Raw genomic sequence first — 16,014 nt, 5'->3', positions numbered from 1 at the left:
CACGGGGCCGCCCTGCCAGAAGTAAGTAAACCTGACGGTTTGGTATTGAGTTTGATTGTCTTAGTCAAACACTTCTAAATATTGAACTTTCCATAGAAACGGTCTGAGTAATGATCCGGAATTGTCGCTGTTTTATGGCTGTTGCGGTGGCATTGCCTTCGGGGCCTAGCCCCGAAAAACACAGACTCTCTTGGAGACCGCAAAAGAAAACGCCCCGCGAATTGCGGGGCGTTTGAATGTTCATTGCAACTGGCGGTCAGCGCTTTTCGATGTCGATGTAATCGCGCATGGTCTCGCCCAGGTACAGCTGGCGCGGGCGGCCGATCTTGTTCTGCGGATCGGCGATCATCTCTTTCCACTGCGAGATCCAGCCGACGGTGCGCGACAGCGCAAAAATCGGGGTGAACATCGACGTCGGGAAACCCATCGCCTCAAGAATGATACCCGAGTAGAAATCGACGTTGGGGAACAGCTTCTTCTCGATGAAGTAGGGGTCGTTCAGCGCGGTCTGCTCCAGCTCCTTGGCAACTTGCAGCAGCGGGTTGTCCTCGACGCCGAGCAGATCCAGAACCTCGTCCGCGGATTGCTTCAGCACGGTCGCGCGCGGGTCGGTGTTTTTATAGACGCGGTGGCCGAAACCCATCAGGCGGAACGGATCGTTCTTGTCCTTGGCGCGTGCGATAAACTCGGGGATGCGGTCGACCGAGCCGATTTCCTTGAGCATTTCCAGGCAGGCCTGGTTGGCGCCGCCGTGGGCCGGACCCCAGAGGCAGGCAATGCCGGCGGCGATACAGGCAAACGGGTTTGCGCCCGAGGAAGAGGCCAGACGCACGGTCGAGGTGGAAGCGTTCTGTTCGTGATCCGCGTGCAGGGTCAGGATGCGGTCCATCGCCCGGCTCAGGATCGGGTTCACGTGGTATTCTTCAGCCGGAACCGAGAAGCACATGTGCAGGAAGTTGGCTGCGTAATCCAGATCGTTCTTCGGATACACAAACGGCTGGCCGATTGAATATTTATAGGCCATCGCGGCAATGGTCGGCAGTTTGGCGATCAGACGCACGGCGGCGACTTCGCGCTGCCACGGATCGGTGACATCCAGCGAGTCGTGATAGAAGGCCGACATCGCGCCGACCACGCCAACCAGCGTCGCCATCGGATGCGCATCGCGGCGGAAGCCGCGGAAGAAGTTGTGCATCTGCTCATGCACCATGGTGTGACGGGTCACACGGGTCTCGAAATCCTCCAGCTGGGTGACGGTCGGCAGTTCGCCGTAAAGCAGCAGGTAGCAAACCTCGAGGTAATGGGACTTCGATGCCAGCTGGTCGATCGGGTAGCCGCGGTGCAGCAGTTCGCCCTTGTCGCCGTCAATATAGGTGATGGTGCTGTCGCAGCTGGCGGTCGAGGTGAAGCCCGGGTCATAGGTGAACACACCTGCCTTCGCGTAGAGCTTGCGGATGTCGAGAACATCGGGCCCGGCCGTTGGCGAGAAAATGGGCAGCTCGTAGGTTTCGCCATTCAGGCTGAGCGTGGCAGATTTCTGTGTCTCGGTCATGGATGTCCCTTCCTGTTACAGGCACGAGAGCGGCCGTGCAGGCGTCTTCATGCGGGGCAGCGCCTGCGCGGAGTCGCGCAGGGGTTGTGTTATCAAAACAGGCTTACCCGGGAGTTAAGGACCGGTTTCAGCCTGTTGCGTCTTGGAGCCGGGCAATGGTTTCATCGCGGCCCAGAATCAGCATCATATCGAACACCGAAGGCGTTACCGCCCGGCCCGCCAGTGCTGCCCGCAAAGGGCCTGCCAGCTTGCCGAACTTGGTATCATGGGCTTCTGCAAATGCGTTCAGAAGCGCCTCCAGATCGTCACGGACCCAGCTAGCATTTTGCAGCTGCGGCGTCAATTCACCCAGTATACCATCGGATACAGAAGATAGCGCCTTTTCTGCCTTCGCATCCCGGTCAATTGGCCGTGATGAAAGGATAAAATGCGCTTTTTCAAGCAGTTCAGGGAAGGTGCGTGCCCGGTCCTTGAGGCAATACATCGCAGCTTCCAGACCCTGTGACTGTGCGTCAGTCAGGGCAGTTTCTCCGGCTGCGCCCAGATAGGCGCTGATTTCTTGCCGCAGTGCGGCGTCGTCGCTAACGGCGATATGCTGACCGCTGAGATTCTCCAGCTTCTTGGTGTCGAACCGGGCCGGGCTTTTGCCGATGCCATCAAAGTTAAACCACGCCTTGGCCTGATCGTCCGTAAAAAATTCGTCATCGCCATGCGACCAGCCCAAACGGGCCAGATAGTTGCGCATGCCGGCCGCCGGATAGCCCATCGCCTGGTATTCCTGCGCCCCCAAGGCACCATGGCGTTTGGACAGTTTTTTGCCGTCCGGCCCGTGTATCAGCGGGATATGCGCCCAGACCGGCACGTCCCAGCCCATCGCCTCGTAGATCATCATCTGGCGGGCGGCGTTGTTCAGGTGGTCATCGCCGCGGATCACATGGGTGACGCCCATATCGTGATCGTCGACCACAACCGCCAGCATGTAAACCGGCGTGCCGTCCGAGCGCAGCAGGATCATGTCATCAAGCTGATCGTTCCTGATGGTGACGTCGCCCTGAACCTCATCCTTGATAACGGTAACGCCGCTTTGCGGCGCTTTGATGCGGATCACAAAAGCTGCATCCGGGTGGCTGGAGGCATCTGCGTCGCGCCAAGGCGAGCGGTAGAGGGTGGATTTGCCTTCGGCCTTGGCCTGTTCACGGAAGGCGGCGATTTCGTCCTGACTGGCAAAACACTTATAGGCCTTGCCTTCGTCCAGCAATTGCCTGGCGACCTCGGCGTGGCGGTCTGCGCCCTCAAACTGGCTGATCACCTCGCCGTCATGATCCAGGCCCAGCCACGCCATGCCCTGCAGGATGGCGGCGGTCGCCTCGGGCGTGGAGCGTTCGCGGTCGGTGTCTTCAATGCGCAGCAGGAACTTGCCGCCGCGGCCGCGGGCATAAAGCCAATTGAACAGCGCGGTGCGGGCTCCGCCGATGTGCAGAAAGCCGGTGGGAGAAGGCGCGAAACGGGTGACAACCGGTTGGGTCATGAGCGGGATTTACCTTTTGGAAACCATGTGAGGTTTAGAGTTTCAGCCTGTCTACCGGGCCAGAAGGCGGGGGGCAAGCATGCGGCCGAGCACAGCCATTGCAGACCTGCTGCAGGCGCAGCGGGGACATCTGTTCCCCTGGACCCCGGTGTTTCTCGGGACCGGGATCGGTGCCTATTTTTCTTTGAAGTCGGAGCCAGGCGCCACCGTGTTTGCCGGGCTGGCGATGTGTGCGCTGCTGATGGCAGCCGGCGCCATGTCCCGGCGGTCGCTGGCGTTTTTACTGTGGGCGCCTGCACTTGCGGCGGCGGGGCTGTGCCTGGCCGGAGCACGGGCGCACCGGGTGTCGGCTCCGGTCCTGGAGTTCCGCTACTACGGGGCGGTGGAGGGACGTGTCGTGGCTGTCGACCGCTCGCCGACCGACGCCCTGCGGCTGACCCTGGATCAGGTTCGGCTGGACCGGGTGGCGGCGGAAAACACGCCGGCCCGTGTCCGCATATCATTGAAGGCGCAGGAACAGGTGCCGCCGCCCGGCGCCAGGGTCATGACCACCGCGCATTTGCTGCCGCCGCAAGGGCCTGCCGAACCCGGCGGGTTCGATTTCCGCCGCCATGCCTGGTTCAAGCAGTTGGGCGGTCTGGGGTACACAAGGGTTCCGGTGCTGCTGGCAAAGGCACCCGGCCAAGGCCTGCCAGTGGAACGCCTGCGCAGGAATATGGCGCAGGGCTTGCAAGACCGTTTAGCCGGAGAGACGGGCGGGTTTGCAGCCGCATTTACCACCGGCGACCGCAGCGGCGTGGGGCAACAAACGCTGACTGCCCTGCGGCAAAGCAATCTGGCGCATCTTCTGGCCATTTCGGGGTTGCATATGGGGCTGCTCACCGGATTTGTCTTTGCGGCGCTGAGAGTTGCGTTCAATCTGATACCTGTCCTGGCACTGCGCTGGCCGGTCAAGAAACTGGCAGCGCTTGCGGCGCTGACTGCCGGCGCGGGGTATCTTGCCTTGTCAGGCGGCAATGTGGCGACAGAACGGGCCTTTGTCATGGTGGCGGTGATGTTTGGCGCTGTGCTGCTGAACCGGCGGGCGATTACCCTGCGCGCAGTTGCAGTGGCCGCCTGGATTGTGCTGCTGCGGCGCCCGGAAAGCCTGCTGAGCCCTGGTTTCCAGATGAGTTTCGCCGCAACGGCGGCACTGGTTGCGGTCTTTGCCGCGCTGCGGGACAGGGAAGTGCCGTTGGGGCCGCGATGGCTGCGGCCGGTTCTGGCGCTGGTGATTTCATCTGCGGTGGCCGGCGCGGCAACCGCCCCCTTTGCTGCGGCGCATTTCAATACGGTGCCGCATTACGGGCTGCTGGCGAACCTGTTGTCTGTTCCGGTCATGGGCTCGGTTGTTATTCCAGCTGCGGTGCTGGCACTGTGCCTGGCGCCGTTTGGCCTGGAAATGATCGGGCTGACAGTTATGCGATGGGGGCTGGACTGGATCCTGGCAGTTGCGCAGACCGTCTCGGAATTCGAAGGGGCGCTGTCGCATGTGCCCGCGCCGGGCGTCTGGGTTCTGCCGCTGTTTGCTGCGGGCATGCTGTTTGCGGTGATCTGGCAAGGGTGGCTGCGGCTGGCAGGGCTGCTGCCAGCGGCCTGTGCGCTGCTGATGTGGGGCGCGGCAGAGCGTCCTGTTGTCCTGATTGCTGATTCTGGCGGGCTGGTTGGCGTGATGTCGCCGCACGGCCGGGCCTTGTCCCGGGCCAAAGGGCAGGGGTTTACTGCGAAAATCTGGCTGGAGAATGATGGCGACCCGGCAGGGCAGATCGCTGCCGCGGCGCGCTGGAGCGGTGAAACAGAGGCTTTGCCGATTTGGCAAGGACCGGGATTCCGGCTGGTTCATGCGCCTGGGAAACGTAAGCTCGCGCAGGCAAGTGCCTGTAAAAAGGGAGACATCATCGTTTCCACAGTTACGGCGCAAACGCCGGAAAACTGTCTGCTGCTGACATCGGCAGTGATGCGCCAAACGGGCAGCATCGCCGTGACCGCGACAGGCGGTCTGCAGACATCCCGCAGTGTGTCTGGACAGCGGCTGTGGACAGGATGGCAGCCGGAGGGGGGTGAAATCACCCGCCTCCGGAGGATTCTTGGCCAGGAAAACCCTTAATAAGTGCGGATCAGCCCAACCAGTTGGCCCTGGATCTGCACCTGATCTTCCGGGTAGCGCCGGGTTTCATAGGCCGGGTTGGCGGCTTCCAGCGCGATCATGCTGCCCTGGCGCTGGTAGCGTTTCAGCGTCGCCTCGTGCCCCTCGACCAATGCAACAACGATATCGCCGTTATCAGCAGTACCGGTTTCACGGATCACCACGATGTCGCCGTCATTGATGCCGGCCTCGATCATCGAGTCGCCCTTGACCTCCAGCGCGAAATGCTGGCCGTTCGGCGCGATCATACCGCCCGGAACCGCCACCTGATGCGACACCTGGCTGATCGCCTCGATCGGCACACCAGCGGCGATGCGGCCCATCACCGGCAGTTCCACAGCAGCCTGGCGCATTGGCTTTGCGGCGGCAGGCGCAGAGGGCGAAGGCTGTGTTTGACCGCCGTCGATCACCTTTGGCGCAAAGCCCTGTCCGTCCGGTGCTCCGCCCAGGCTTTCCGGCAGGCGGATAATCTCAATCGCGCGGGCGCGGTGCGGCAGGCGGCGGATAAATCCGCGCTCTTCCAATGCAGTGATCAGCCGGTGAATGCCCGATTTAGACCGCAGGTCCAATTCGACCTTCATTTCATCGAAACTGGGCGGCACGCTGTCGCGCTGCAGACGTTTGTGAATGAATTCCAGCAGTTGCAGTTGCTTTTTTGTGAGCATCGCCGCTCCCTCCGCGCCTCGGGTTTTCTTTTGTTCTACGCATGTTCCCGTTTTGTGTCAATATCGCAGTCCCTGGCGAGGCGTAAAAGAGAACGCGCCTGGGGCGCGTGCCTCCGGCGGGAGTATTTTTGCAAAGCTGAAAGGGGTTTAGATCGGCAAGTATTGCACAGTATCGCCTACGCTGCGCGCGCCGTCCTTGGGCGGGCGGAGCAGCAGGGCGTTGGCTTCGGCCAAAATGGTGAGCAGGGAGCTGTCCTGGTTATCAAACGCTTGCAACTGTCCGTTTTGCACATTTGCCCGCATGTAGTGCTCGCGCGGGCCATTGGCCGTCAGGGGGGCGCAAAGGACGGCCGTCAGCAAGTGCTGCTGCGATGGTGCAGGCAATCCCAGCATGGATCGCACCATCGGGGCCAGAAACACGTGGCCGCAGACCATGGCCGAAACTGGGTTGCCGGGCAGGCCAACCATAGCAGCGCCATTCATCCGGCCGCCCATCAGCGGTTTGCCGGGGCGCATAGCAACCTTGTAGAAACTGCGCTCCATCCCGAGATCCTGCGCCACCTTGCCGACCAGATCATGATCACCAACCGAGGCGCCGCCGATGGTGACAACCAGATCAGCGCCCTCGGCCAGTTCAAAGGCCGTGCGCAGCGAGCTTTCGGTGTCACGGGCGATGGGCAGGATGCGGGCACGGGCGCCAAGGTCTTCGAGCATCGCTTTGAGGCCAAAGGTGTTGGAGGCAATGATCTGGTCCGGTCCTGGGGTGCCGCCGGGCATCACCAATTCGTCGCCGGTGGAGATCAGTGCAATCTCCGGGCGGCGGGTGACGGGTATCGCGGGGATGTTCATAGCGGCCAGCAAGGCAATGTCAGCCGGTGTCAGGCGCTTGGGGGCCGTGACGGTCTGGCCATCGGTGAAATCGCCGCCGCGAGGGCGGATGTTGTGGTTGCTGCCGGGGGCGCCGGTGATGGTGATAAGGTCGCCGTTGCGGGTTGTATCTTCTTGTATAACAACAAAACTTGCGCCTTCAGGTACCGGTGCACCGGTAAAGATACGCACGGCCTGGCCCGCGCCGGCGCGGCCCTGAAATGCGTGACCGGCGGAGGCTTCGCCGATCACCTTGAACATGGCGTGCTGCTCAACCTCAGCGGCGTTCACAGCGTAACCGTCCATTGCTGAGGCGGAGAACGGCGGCTGATCACGGCGCGCTTGCAGATCAGCCGCCAGCACCCGGCCCGCGGCCTGTGCCAGCGGCACCTGTTCGGTTTCAAGCTGTTGAACAAGCGTTAAAAGATGCGCGCGGGCTTCGCTGACCGGGATCATTTACGCCTCGTACTTGCCTGATTTTCCGCCATCTTTCAGCGTCACGCGGATGCCGCCGATCTGCATCGCCTTGTCCACGGCCTTGGCCATGTCATAGACGGTGAGCGCGGCAGTGGAGACGGCGGTGAGCGCCTCCATCTCAACCCCGGTCTGGCCGGTGGTCTTGACCGTCGCTTCAACCCGCACGCCGGGCAGGTCCGGGTCCAGTGTCAGCTCCACCGCAACCTTGGTCACCGGCAGCGGGTGGCAGAGCGGGATCAGATCGGGCGTCTTCTTGGCGCCCATGATGCCCGCGAGACGGGCCACCGACAAGACATCGCCCTTCTTGGCACGGCCTTCGGCAATGATATCAAAGGTTTCCCGGGCCATGGTAATGTGGCCCTCAGCGGTGGCGATACGCGAAGTCACAGCCTTGTCTGAGACGTCGACCATATGGGCGTCGCCCTTGGTGTCGAAATGGGTGAGGCTCATTGCGATCCTCCTTTACATCATGCCAGGCATCAGCGGATTGGCGAGCAGCGCACGGGTGGCACCGGCGACATCGTCCTGCCGCATAAGGCTTTCGCCTATAAGGAAAGTGCGCGCACCGTAACGGGCCATGTCGCTGAGGTCTTCCGGTGTGGACAGCCCGCTCTCGCAAACGATGGTGCGGTCGGCTGGCACCATGCGCGACAGTTCCCGGGTGGTGTCCAGTGTGGTCTCAAACGTCTTGAGATTGCGGTTGTTGATGCCCATCAGCGGCGATTTCAGGTTGCAGGCGCGTTCCAGCTCTTCGGCGTCATGCACCTCCAGCAGAACATCCATGCCCCAGTCAAAGGCGCTTTCTTCCAGCTCCTGCGCCTGGGCGTCTGAGACCGAGGCGAGGATGATCAGGATGCAGTCGGCGCCCAGGGCGCGGGCCTCGGCCACCTGATAGGTGTCATACATGAAGTCCTTGCGCAGCGCAGGCAGCGAACAGGCCGCGCGGGCTTGGGTCAGGAACTCCTTGGCGCCTTGGAAGCTGGGGGTGTCGGTCAGGACAGACAGGCAGGTCGCGCCGCCGTCCTCATAGGCCTTGGCCAGTTCCGCCGGTTCGAAATCAGGGCGGATCAACCCCTTGGAGGGGCTGGCTTTCTTGATCTCGGCAATCAAACCGTAACCGCTGCGGTTGGCTTGTTTCAAGCTGTCGGCAAAGCCGCGCACCGGGGAGGCATCGCGCGCCTCAGCCTCGACCGCCTCCAGCGGTTTGGCAGCCTTATCGGCGGCCACTTCTTCCAGTTTGTAGGCCTTGATCTTGTCGAGCACGTTTTTGGTCATACCAGTTTCACTCATGCCTGGGCCTCCGTTCCTGCGTTCCAGTCTATGGCAGTTTCACCGCGGGCGGCGAGCCAATTGTTCACTTTTGAAAAGGGCCGGGACCCGAAGAAGCCGCGCCGCGCCGACAACGGCGAGGGATGGGCTGTTTTCAGGATCAGGTGATCGCCCGGTTTGATATGTTTTTCAAGCTTTTGTGCAGCATTTCCCCACAGAATGCATGCGGTGGGGGTTTGTGAGGCCAGTTCCAGCACCTGATGCACCAGGTGGTGCCAGCCAAAGTGCTTGTGACCGTTTGCCTCGCCTGCGGGAACTGACAGCGCGGTGTTCAGAAGCAAAACACCCTGGCGTGCCCAGCCGTGCAGGTCCGCATTCGGGCGGGCGACGCCAAGATCATCCTCCAATTCCTTATAAATATTGGACAATGAGCGGGGAAAGGGGCGGACGTCCGGCTCGGCTGAGAAGGCGAGCCCATGGGCGTGGCCTGGCGTCGGATAGGGATCCTGCCCCAGAATCACCACGCGAGTGTTCTCAGGCTGGGTCAGCTCCAGCGCAGCGAACCGCTGGTGCGCGGGCGGCAGGATGGTCCGGGGGTCCTCAGCAATTGCAGCTGCGATCCCGGGCCAGTGGTCGGTGAAAAAGGGCAGGCTGGACCAGGCGCCCAGCCCCGGCGGAAGATCGGTCATGCGGCTGAGGTGATCCGCGCCAGTGCCTCGACCTTGGACTTGGCCGCGCCGCTGTCGATGGACTCGGCCGCGCGCGCGACACCTTCCTTGAGGTCGGCAGCCTTACCCGCGACAACCAACGCAGCGGCGGCGTTCAGCAGCACCGCATCCCGGTAGGCAGAGGGCGTGCCTTGCAGCAGCACCCGGAAGGCCATTGCGTTTTCTTCAGGGGTGCCGCCGACAATCATGTCAAAGTCATGCACCGGCAGGCCTGCGTCCTCGGGGTGGAGTTCGACATCGCGGATGCTGCCGTCTTCCTCCAAAGCGGAGACCCAGCTGACGCCGGTAATTGTCAGCTCATCCGTGCCGTCAGAACCGTGCACCAGCCAGGCGCGTTCCGACCCCAGGGCTTTCAGCGTTTCCGCCATCGGCCGGATCATCGCGCGGCTGAAAGCGCCGGTCAGCTGGCGTTTCACGCCGGCCGGGTTGGTCAGCGGGCCGAGGATGTTAAAGATAGTGCGGGTGCCAAGCTCGGACCGGGTGGGCATTACATGTGCCACTGCCGGGTGATGCATGGGGGCCATCATAAAGCCGATACCGGCCTCATTTATTGCCTTTTCAACCACTTGCGGGCCGACCATCACGTTAATGCCCATCTGGGACTGCATGTCGGCAGTGCCGGATTTGGAGCTGAGGTTGCGGTTACCGTGTTTGGCAACCACCACGCCTGCGCCGGCCGCCACAAACGCAGTGGCGGTGGAGATGTTGAGGGTGTTCTTGCCGTCACCGCCGGTGCCGACGATGTCCATGGCACCCGCAGGCGCTTTCACCGGGTTGCATTTGGCGCGCATCACGGCGGCGGCAGCAGCGTATTCGTCAACGCTTTCGCCACGGGTGCGCATCGCCATCAGAAGGCCGCCGATCTGACTGGGCGTGGCCTCGCCCTCAAACAGCAGAGTGAAAGCGGTTTCAGCCTCATCGCGGGTCAGCGAGCGTTCCGCCGCGGCGCCGATAAGCGGTTTCAGGCGGTCGCTCATGCGGGCACCTGCATCACGTCGAGAAAGTTTTTCAGCAGCGCGTGACCGTGCTCAGAAGCAATCGATTCCGGATGGAACTGCACACCGTGGATCGGCAGCTCCTTATGCTGCAGACCCATGATAGTGCCGTCTTCCAGTTCAGCGGTGATTTCCAGGCAATCCGGCAGGCTGTCGCGCTCAACCACCAGAGAATGGTAGCGGGTTGCATCAAAAGGCGTCGGCAAGCCTTTGAAAACACCGGTATCCTTGTGGTGCATCTTACCCATCTTACCGTGCACGATCTCGTGGCAGCGGATCACCTTGCCGCCAAAGGCCTGGCCGATGGTCTGATGGCCCAGGCAAACACCCAGCAAGGGTATGCCGGTTTCGGCTGCGGCTTCGGTCAGCGCCAGGCAGATGCCGGCCTGATCCGGGTCGCAGGGACCGGGCGACAGCAGAATGCCTGAGGGCTTCATTGCCATGGCTTCCTGCACGTTGATGGCGTCGTTGCGGCGGACTTCCATTTCCGCGCCCAGCTCACCCAGATAATGGACGAGGTTGTAGGTAAAGGAATCGTAGTTGTCTATCAGCAGCAGCATCGTAGCGGGCTCTTTTAAGGGTGGCGGGCGGAGGGCACGCCGCAGTATAGTGGTCGAAACATACATGTTCAGGGATACGGGGCAGCGTCAAGGGCAGGATAGGCGAATGCCGGAGTGAACAGAAACAGGGTTCGCTCAGGCACGCTGGAACGGCGCGGTACCGAAAACGGATTGAGAGGCAAAACAGGCATGCGTGGATTTCTGGGCGGCGTGAGTGTCGGGGCATTGCTGGCCGCGGGCGGGCTGGCGATGCTGTCTTTGTCGGTGCCCTTGCCGGACAGCGGTGCCGATATCGCAGCGGTGCCGGCCCCTGCCGCGCATGATCCTGGCGATGCGCCGCAGATGCCAAACGGCGGCACCGACGCCGCCACGGACGCTGCCGGAGCGCCCGCCAGCAGCCAGGGACGTGATGCAGATCTTGTTGAGGCACAGCCGGCCGCGCCGGCCGAAACCGGTGGCAGCGATGACCTGAACGCGCTTGCGGGGGCGGATACCGCGCCGGCCGGCAAACCCGAGGTCGGGCAGTCAGCGGCGCTTATCGCTTCCAGCGATCCGGAAACAGCGGCAGCACCGGGTTTGACAAAGGGACCGGATGCGCCTCTGCCGCAGGCCGTTCAGCCGGCGGTGCCGCAGGCCCCGGGCGCTGAGTCCGCCGTTGTAGCTGCCACCGAGCCAGCACCGGAACCCGCGCCCGAGGCGCCCGAAATTGCGCAAGAGGATACGGCAGAGGCTGCGCAGCCTGATGCCATGGCGGTTCCGGTTGAGACACCGGAGACCTCTGCTGTTCTGGCGCCGGATATCGGCAGCGCGCCGCAGGCAATCACGCTGCCGGTAATCGGTGCGGCACCGGTTCTGCCAGAGGCTGGCGGTGACAGCGGTGAGAGTACTTCTGACAGCGAAACAGTTCAGGACTCTGCGGTTGGAGGGCAAGGAGCTTTGGCACCAAGTATCGGCACACCGGTTGTTCCGCTGACCGACCGGGACAAGCCGCAGGACGCCGGATTTGCCACGGCGGGGGTATCGGACCAGACGCCGTTTACCGCCTATGCCGAACCTTTTGACAATCCGGAAGACCGGCCGCTGATGTCGATTGTGCTGATCGACGACGAGGGGGCTGTCGGGGCCGAAGCGCTGGCGGAATTCCCCTATCCGTTGAGCTTTGCCATTGATCCGGAAGACCCGCAGGCTGCATCAAAGATGGCCGCGCGCAGGGCGGCGGGGTTCGAAGTGCTGATGCTGGCGGATCTGCCGAGATCTGCATCGCCGCAGGACGCAGAGACGGCGCTGGAGGTCTGGCGCGGCAAGCTGCCGGAGGCCATGGCGATCCTCGAAGGTATCGGGACCGGGGTGCAGGGCAACCGGGCGCTGGCGGATCAGGTTGCAGCAGTTGCGGCCTCGGCCGGCTACGGGCTGGTGACCCAGGACAGCGGGTTGAACACGGTCCAGAAACTGGCGCTGCGCGATGGTGTGCCGGCCGGTGTTGTGTTCCGCGATTTTGACGGCGCCGGTCAAAACCCGCGGTCGATCCGGCGGTTTCTGGATCAGGCAGCGTTCCGGGCCGGGCAGGAAGGCGCGGTGATCATGCTTGGACGGTTGCGCCCTGATACGATTTCAGCGCTGCTGATCTGGGGCCTGCAGGACCGGGCCGCCCGGATTGCGCTGGCGCCGGTCTCGGCCAGTTTGGAAGCAAACCTGCCGGCCAAGTAAAAACGGCGCCCAAGGCGGGCGCCGTGCCTTCGGCGAGGGTATTTTGAACCAGAAAGAAGCCGCAGAGCAGTCCTGCGCTGCAAGTCCTAGCGGTTGCCGTTGCCGGTGAAACGGGCAGCGTCCGCTGCCGCGCGGCGGATGGCATTGGATTTATGGACGGTTTCCATGTATTCCGCTTCCGGGTCGCTGTCATAGACCACCCCGCCGCCGGCCTGAATATAGAGGCTCTGATCCTTGACGATGGCGGTGCGCAGGGCAATGCACATGTCCATGTCGCCGCCTGCCGAGAAATAGCCGACACCGCCGCCATAGATACCGCGTTTTTCCGGCTCCAGCTCGTCGATGATCTCCATCGCCCGGACTTTGGGGGCGCCGGAGACGGTGCCTGCGGGCATCCCGGCAAAGAAAGCGTCGAGCGCGTCCTTGTCCTCGGCCAGTTCGCCGACGACGTTGGAGACGATGTGCATCACGTGGCTGTAGCGTTCGATGATGAACTTCTCCGTCGGGCGCACGGTGCCGATTTTTGCGACCCGGCCGGTGTCATTGCGGCCCAGATCCAGCAGCATCAGATGCTCGGCCAGTTCTTTCTTGTCGGCCAGCAGGTCCATTTCCAGCGCCTTGTCTTCTTCGGGTGTGGCGCCGCGGGGGCGGGTGCCTGCGATCGGGCGGATGGTGACCTCCTGCCCGAAAACGCGGACCAGGATTTCCGGGGAAGCGCCCACCACCTGGAAGCCGCCGAAGTTGAAGTAGAACATGAAGGGCGACGGGTTGGTGCGGCGCAAGCTGCGGTAAAGCGCGAAAGGCGGCTGGCGGAAGGCTTGCGTCCAGCGCTGTGCCGGCACCACCTGGAAGATGTCACCTGCGCGGATGTAGTCCTTGGCTTTTTCCACCGCGGCCATGTAGCCGTCCTTGGTGAAGTTCGACACGGGCGGTGCAACTTCATCCGCGTCACCCAGATCGCGGCTTTCGGCGGGCATGGCGCGTTCCAGATCGCGCACCGCGTCCATCACCCGTTCGGCGGCTTGGGCATAGGCGGCCTTGGCGGTCTGGCCATCGCTGGACCAGACGGGGGAGACCACGGTGACCTCGCCCTTGACCCCGTCCAGCACGGCAATCACCGAGGGGCGCAGCATCAGCGCGTCGGGCAGGCCGAGCGGATCAGGGTTCACATCAGGCAGGTGTTCAACCAGGCGGATCATGTCATAGCCCAAGTAGCCGAACAGCCCGGCTGCGGCCTGCGGCAGATCATCAGGCAGGTCGATCCTGCTTTCGGCAATCAGCGCCCGCAGGTTGTCCATCGGGTTGCCGTCCTGCGGGGTGAAATCATCCGCATCAAACCGGGCTGAGCGGTTCAGGCTGGACTGATCGCCGTGGCAGCGCCAGACCAGATCAGGTTTCATACCGATGATCGAATAGCGCCCGCGCACCTCACCGCCGGTGACAGACTCCAGCATGAAGGCGTCCTTTTGGGCGCCGGTCAGCTTGAGCATCAGCGATACAGGCGTGTCGAGATCGGCGGCAAGGCGGGTGTAAACGACCTGGTTCTCGCCGGCCTCGTAAGCCTTGGCGAATGTGTCGAAATCGGGGGTCAGAGCCATTGGTGCTTGCCTTGATTACTGAAAGTTCGCCTGCGCTGCATTCAGCGCCTGCTGGTCGACACGGGGTTCGGCGCGGGCCTGGACGTCCTGCACATAGGCCTGGAACAGCTCCTGGGCCAGGGCCTGGTTCAGCTGCGCCTGCAAGGCCTGGGTGAGCAGGTTCATGTCATCGCTGGCTTCCGGCGGCAGAATACCGTCAAGGCGGACGGCCACAGCCGACTCCGCATCCTGCAGCAGGCGGAAGTTTCCGACCTCCATTTCGAAGACCTGGGTGACCAGGTCTGCGGGTACTGTGTCGATGTAGGCTGTGCGGGTCAGGCCGGTCTCGGTTTTGACTTCAGCCCCTTCGGCAAAGCCGCCGGCTCTCTCTGCCTGGGCCAGAAGCGCCTCACCCTGCTCACGCAGCGCGGTGGCGAGGCGGTCGGCCTGCCATGCGGCGAGGACCTTATCCTTGGCATCGGCAAAGGGTTCCGGACGTTCCGGCAGGACCTCGTCCAGGCGCAGGGCGAACAGGCTGCCATCGTCCAGGAAGTCCACAGCCGGGAAGTCCTCGGCGGTGACGGCGGCGGCGGCGGTGCGGAAGCCTTCATAAGCTGCGATGCCATCGCTGGTATTGTCTGTCCAATGGATCTGAACCAGCTCCAGCCCGCTTTCGGTTGCGAGTTCTTCAAGCGTAGCGCCACCGGCCAGAAGGTCGTCGATGTCTTCGGCCTGGGCCTCTACCAGACGGCGGGTGCGGTCGGACGCCAGTTCCTCGCGCAGGTCCGGCATTGCCTGTTCAAAGGTCGTGATCTGGGCCTCAAGGCGGCCGTTCACACGGTACAGTGCCGGGCCAAGATCAGAGGGCAGGGGGCCTGCCACATCGCCGATCTGGGCGGCAAACACATCGGTGCCTGCGGCGCCGAGCGCGCCCATGGTCACATCGCCCATGTCAATGTCCTGCAGGGTCAGGCCGCGGGCATCAACCAGGCTTTCGAATGTCGCACCGCCGGTTTCCAACTGTGCTTTGGCGCTGGCAGCAGCATCGTCATCGGCAAACACCAGGCGTTCCACCAGACGGCGCTCGGGCACCTGGTACTGGCTGGAGCGGTCATTGAACAGCTGGCGCAGGGCGGCCTCGTCGATCTCCACTTCGTCCAGCAGCATCGAGGGGCGCAGCGCGGCGTAGGTGATCACCTTGGTTTCCGGCAGCATGAACTGGTCCTGTGCCGCCTCGTAGAAGGCTTGCAACTCGGCATCCGCAGGAACCTGGGCGGTCAGGGCGATGTCAGCGGCGTTGATCTGCACATAGGAAAAGCTGCGGCGCGCGCCGATGAAACCGGTCAGGGTTTCGGTCAGGATCGCCGGCATTTCAGTGCCGGACAGAACCGCGTTCTGGACAATGGTGCGGGCGGCTTCGCGGCGCAGGTCCTCTTCGAATTCTTTTTCGGACAGGCCTGCGTTGCGAAGGGCAAAACTATAGGCCTCGCGGTCAAAAGCGCCGTTCACGCCTTGGAAGGCATCGATGGCGCCCAGCTCTTCGATCAGGTTTTCGTCACCGATCGACAAGCCTAGGCCCTTCGCCTCGTGATCGAGCGCTGCCAGCGAGATGAGGCGGCCAAGGACCACCCGGTCAAGACCAAAGGCGCTGAGCTGCGCCATGGAAACGGCCTGGCCGGTTTGCGCCTGCAGGCCGCGCTGCTCGCGCTGTAATTCCCGCACATAGGTGCCGATGCTGACTTCCTCGTCGCCGACACTGGCAACCGAGGAGGCGGAGCTGGTGAAATTCACCGCGCCAAATCCGGCAAGGCCGACGATCAGCATCCCCATCAGGATCCAGACAAAGGTTTTGGATAGCTTTTTCATGCCTGCGGCCATGATGCCCTCTTTATTGTTCTGCCGTG

13 protein-coding genes are annotated in these 16,014 nt (G+C 62.7%); 2 read left to right on the top strand and 11 right to left on the bottom strand.

Features of this window, described 5'->3' with window-relative positions; genetic code table 11:
• Positions 1 to 256: 256 nt before the first annotated feature.
• Both L1069_RS01300 and gltX read right to left on the bottom strand, forming a co-directional pair.
• Positions 257 to 1,552: a citrate synthase gene (locus L1069_RS01300; RefSeq protein WP_129370948.1), complete on the bottom strand. Its 1,296-nt coding sequence runs from the start codon at positions 1,550 to 1,552 to the stop codon at positions 257 to 259.
• 127 nt (positions 1,553 to 1,679) lie between these two features.
• Positions 1,680 to 3,080, bottom strand: a complete 1,401-nt coding sequence (gltX, locus tag L1069_RS01295) for a glutamate--tRNA ligase (RefSeq protein ID WP_129370947.1) — start codon at positions 3,078 to 3,080, stop codon at positions 1,680 to 1,682.
• A 79-nt stretch (positions 3,081 to 3,159) separates the two neighbouring features.
• Between gltX and L1069_RS01290 the strand changes: the two genes are divergently transcribed.
• The gene (locus L1069_RS01290; protein WP_237454522.1) at positions 3,160 to 5,226 is read left to right on the top strand and encodes a ComEC/Rec2 family competence protein; all 2,067 of its coding nucleotides are present in this window, start codon (positions 3,160 to 3,162) and stop codon (positions 5,224 to 5,226) included.
• Here L1069_RS01290 and lexA read toward each other — a convergent pair.
• The 7 genes from lexA to L1069_RS01255 all read right to left on the bottom strand — a co-directional run bounded on the left by lexA (position 5,223) and on the right by L1069_RS01255 (position 10,826).
• Positions 5,223 to 5,930, bottom strand: coding sequence for a transcriptional repressor LexA (lexA, locus tag L1069_RS01285; RefSeq protein WP_134829910.1), 708 nt, complete (start codon positions 5,928 to 5,930; stop codon positions 5,223 to 5,225). The two genes, L1069_RS01290 and lexA, sit on opposite strands and share 4 nt — an antisense overlap.
• A 147-nt stretch (positions 5,931 to 6,077) precedes the next feature.
• A complete protein-coding gene (gene glp / locus L1069_RS01280; RefSeq protein WP_237454521.1) occupies positions 6,078 to 7,253 on the bottom strand; it encodes a gephyrin-like molybdotransferase Glp in 1,176 nt (391 codons plus the stop codon).
• The gene (moaC, locus tag L1069_RS01275) at positions 7,254 to 7,724 is read right to left on the bottom strand and encodes a cyclic pyranopterin monophosphate synthase MoaC (RefSeq protein ID WP_134829911.1); all 471 of its coding nucleotides are present in this window, start codon (positions 7,722 to 7,724) and stop codon (positions 7,254 to 7,256) included. It lies immediately after the preceding gene.
• Positions 7,725 to 7,736: 12 nt separating this feature from the next.
• On the bottom strand, positions 7,737 to 8,549 hold the full coding sequence (gene trpC / locus L1069_RS01270; protein ID WP_134831295.1) for an indole-3-glycerol phosphate synthase TrpC: 813 nt from the start codon (positions 8,547 to 8,549) through the stop codon (positions 7,737 to 7,739).
• Between the two features lie 11 nt (positions 8,550 to 8,560).
• Entirely contained in the window at positions 8,561 to 9,232 is a 672-nt protein-coding gene (locus L1069_RS01265; protein ID WP_237454520.1) for a uracil-DNA glycosylase, read from the bottom strand.
• Positions 9,229 to 10,248, bottom strand: coding sequence for an anthranilate phosphoribosyltransferase (trpD, locus tag L1069_RS01260; protein WP_237454519.1), 1,020 nt, complete (start codon positions 10,246 to 10,248; stop codon positions 9,229 to 9,231). Before trpD ends, L1069_RS01265 begins: the two co-directional genes overlap by 4 nt.
• A complete protein-coding gene (locus L1069_RS01255) occupies positions 10,245 to 10,826 on the bottom strand; it encodes an aminodeoxychorismate/anthranilate synthase component II (RefSeq protein WP_134829913.1) in 582 nt (193 codons plus the stop codon). The genes trpD and L1069_RS01255 overlap by 4 nt, the downstream gene beginning before the upstream one ends.
• A 189-nt stretch (positions 10,827 to 11,015) precedes the next feature.
• Between L1069_RS01255 and L1069_RS01250 the strand changes: the two genes are divergently transcribed.
• Complete coding sequence (locus tag L1069_RS01250; RefSeq protein WP_237454518.1) at positions 11,016 to 12,533, top strand: polysaccharide deacteylase family 2 protein; 1,518 nt, start codon at positions 11,016 to 11,018, stop codon at positions 12,531 to 12,533.
• 86 nt (positions 12,534 to 12,619) lie between these two features.
• Here L1069_RS01250 and trpE read toward each other — a convergent pair whose 3' ends face one another.
• Together trpE and L1069_RS01240 are read right to left on the bottom strand one after the other, a co-directional pair.
• Positions 12,620 to 14,131: an anthranilate synthase component I gene (gene trpE / locus L1069_RS01245; RefSeq protein ID WP_237454517.1), complete on the bottom strand. Its 1,512-nt coding sequence runs from the start codon at positions 14,129 to 14,131 to the stop codon at positions 12,620 to 12,622.
• Positions 14,132 to 14,146: 15 nt separating this feature from the next.
• Positions 14,147 to 15,988 (bottom strand): SurA N-terminal domain-containing protein, encoded by a 1,842-nt coding sequence (locus tag L1069_RS01240; protein WP_237454516.1) that lies wholly within the window; start codon positions 15,986 to 15,988, stop codon positions 14,147 to 14,149.
• Positions 15,989 to 16,014: the final 26 nt, after the last annotated feature.

Source organism: Leisingera sp. MMG026 (genome assembly GCF_021654205.1).
Lineage (GTDB): Bacteria > Pseudomonadota > Alphaproteobacteria > Rhodobacterales > Rhodobacteraceae > Leisingera.
This window is presented reverse-complemented; position numbering and strand designations above follow the sequence as displayed.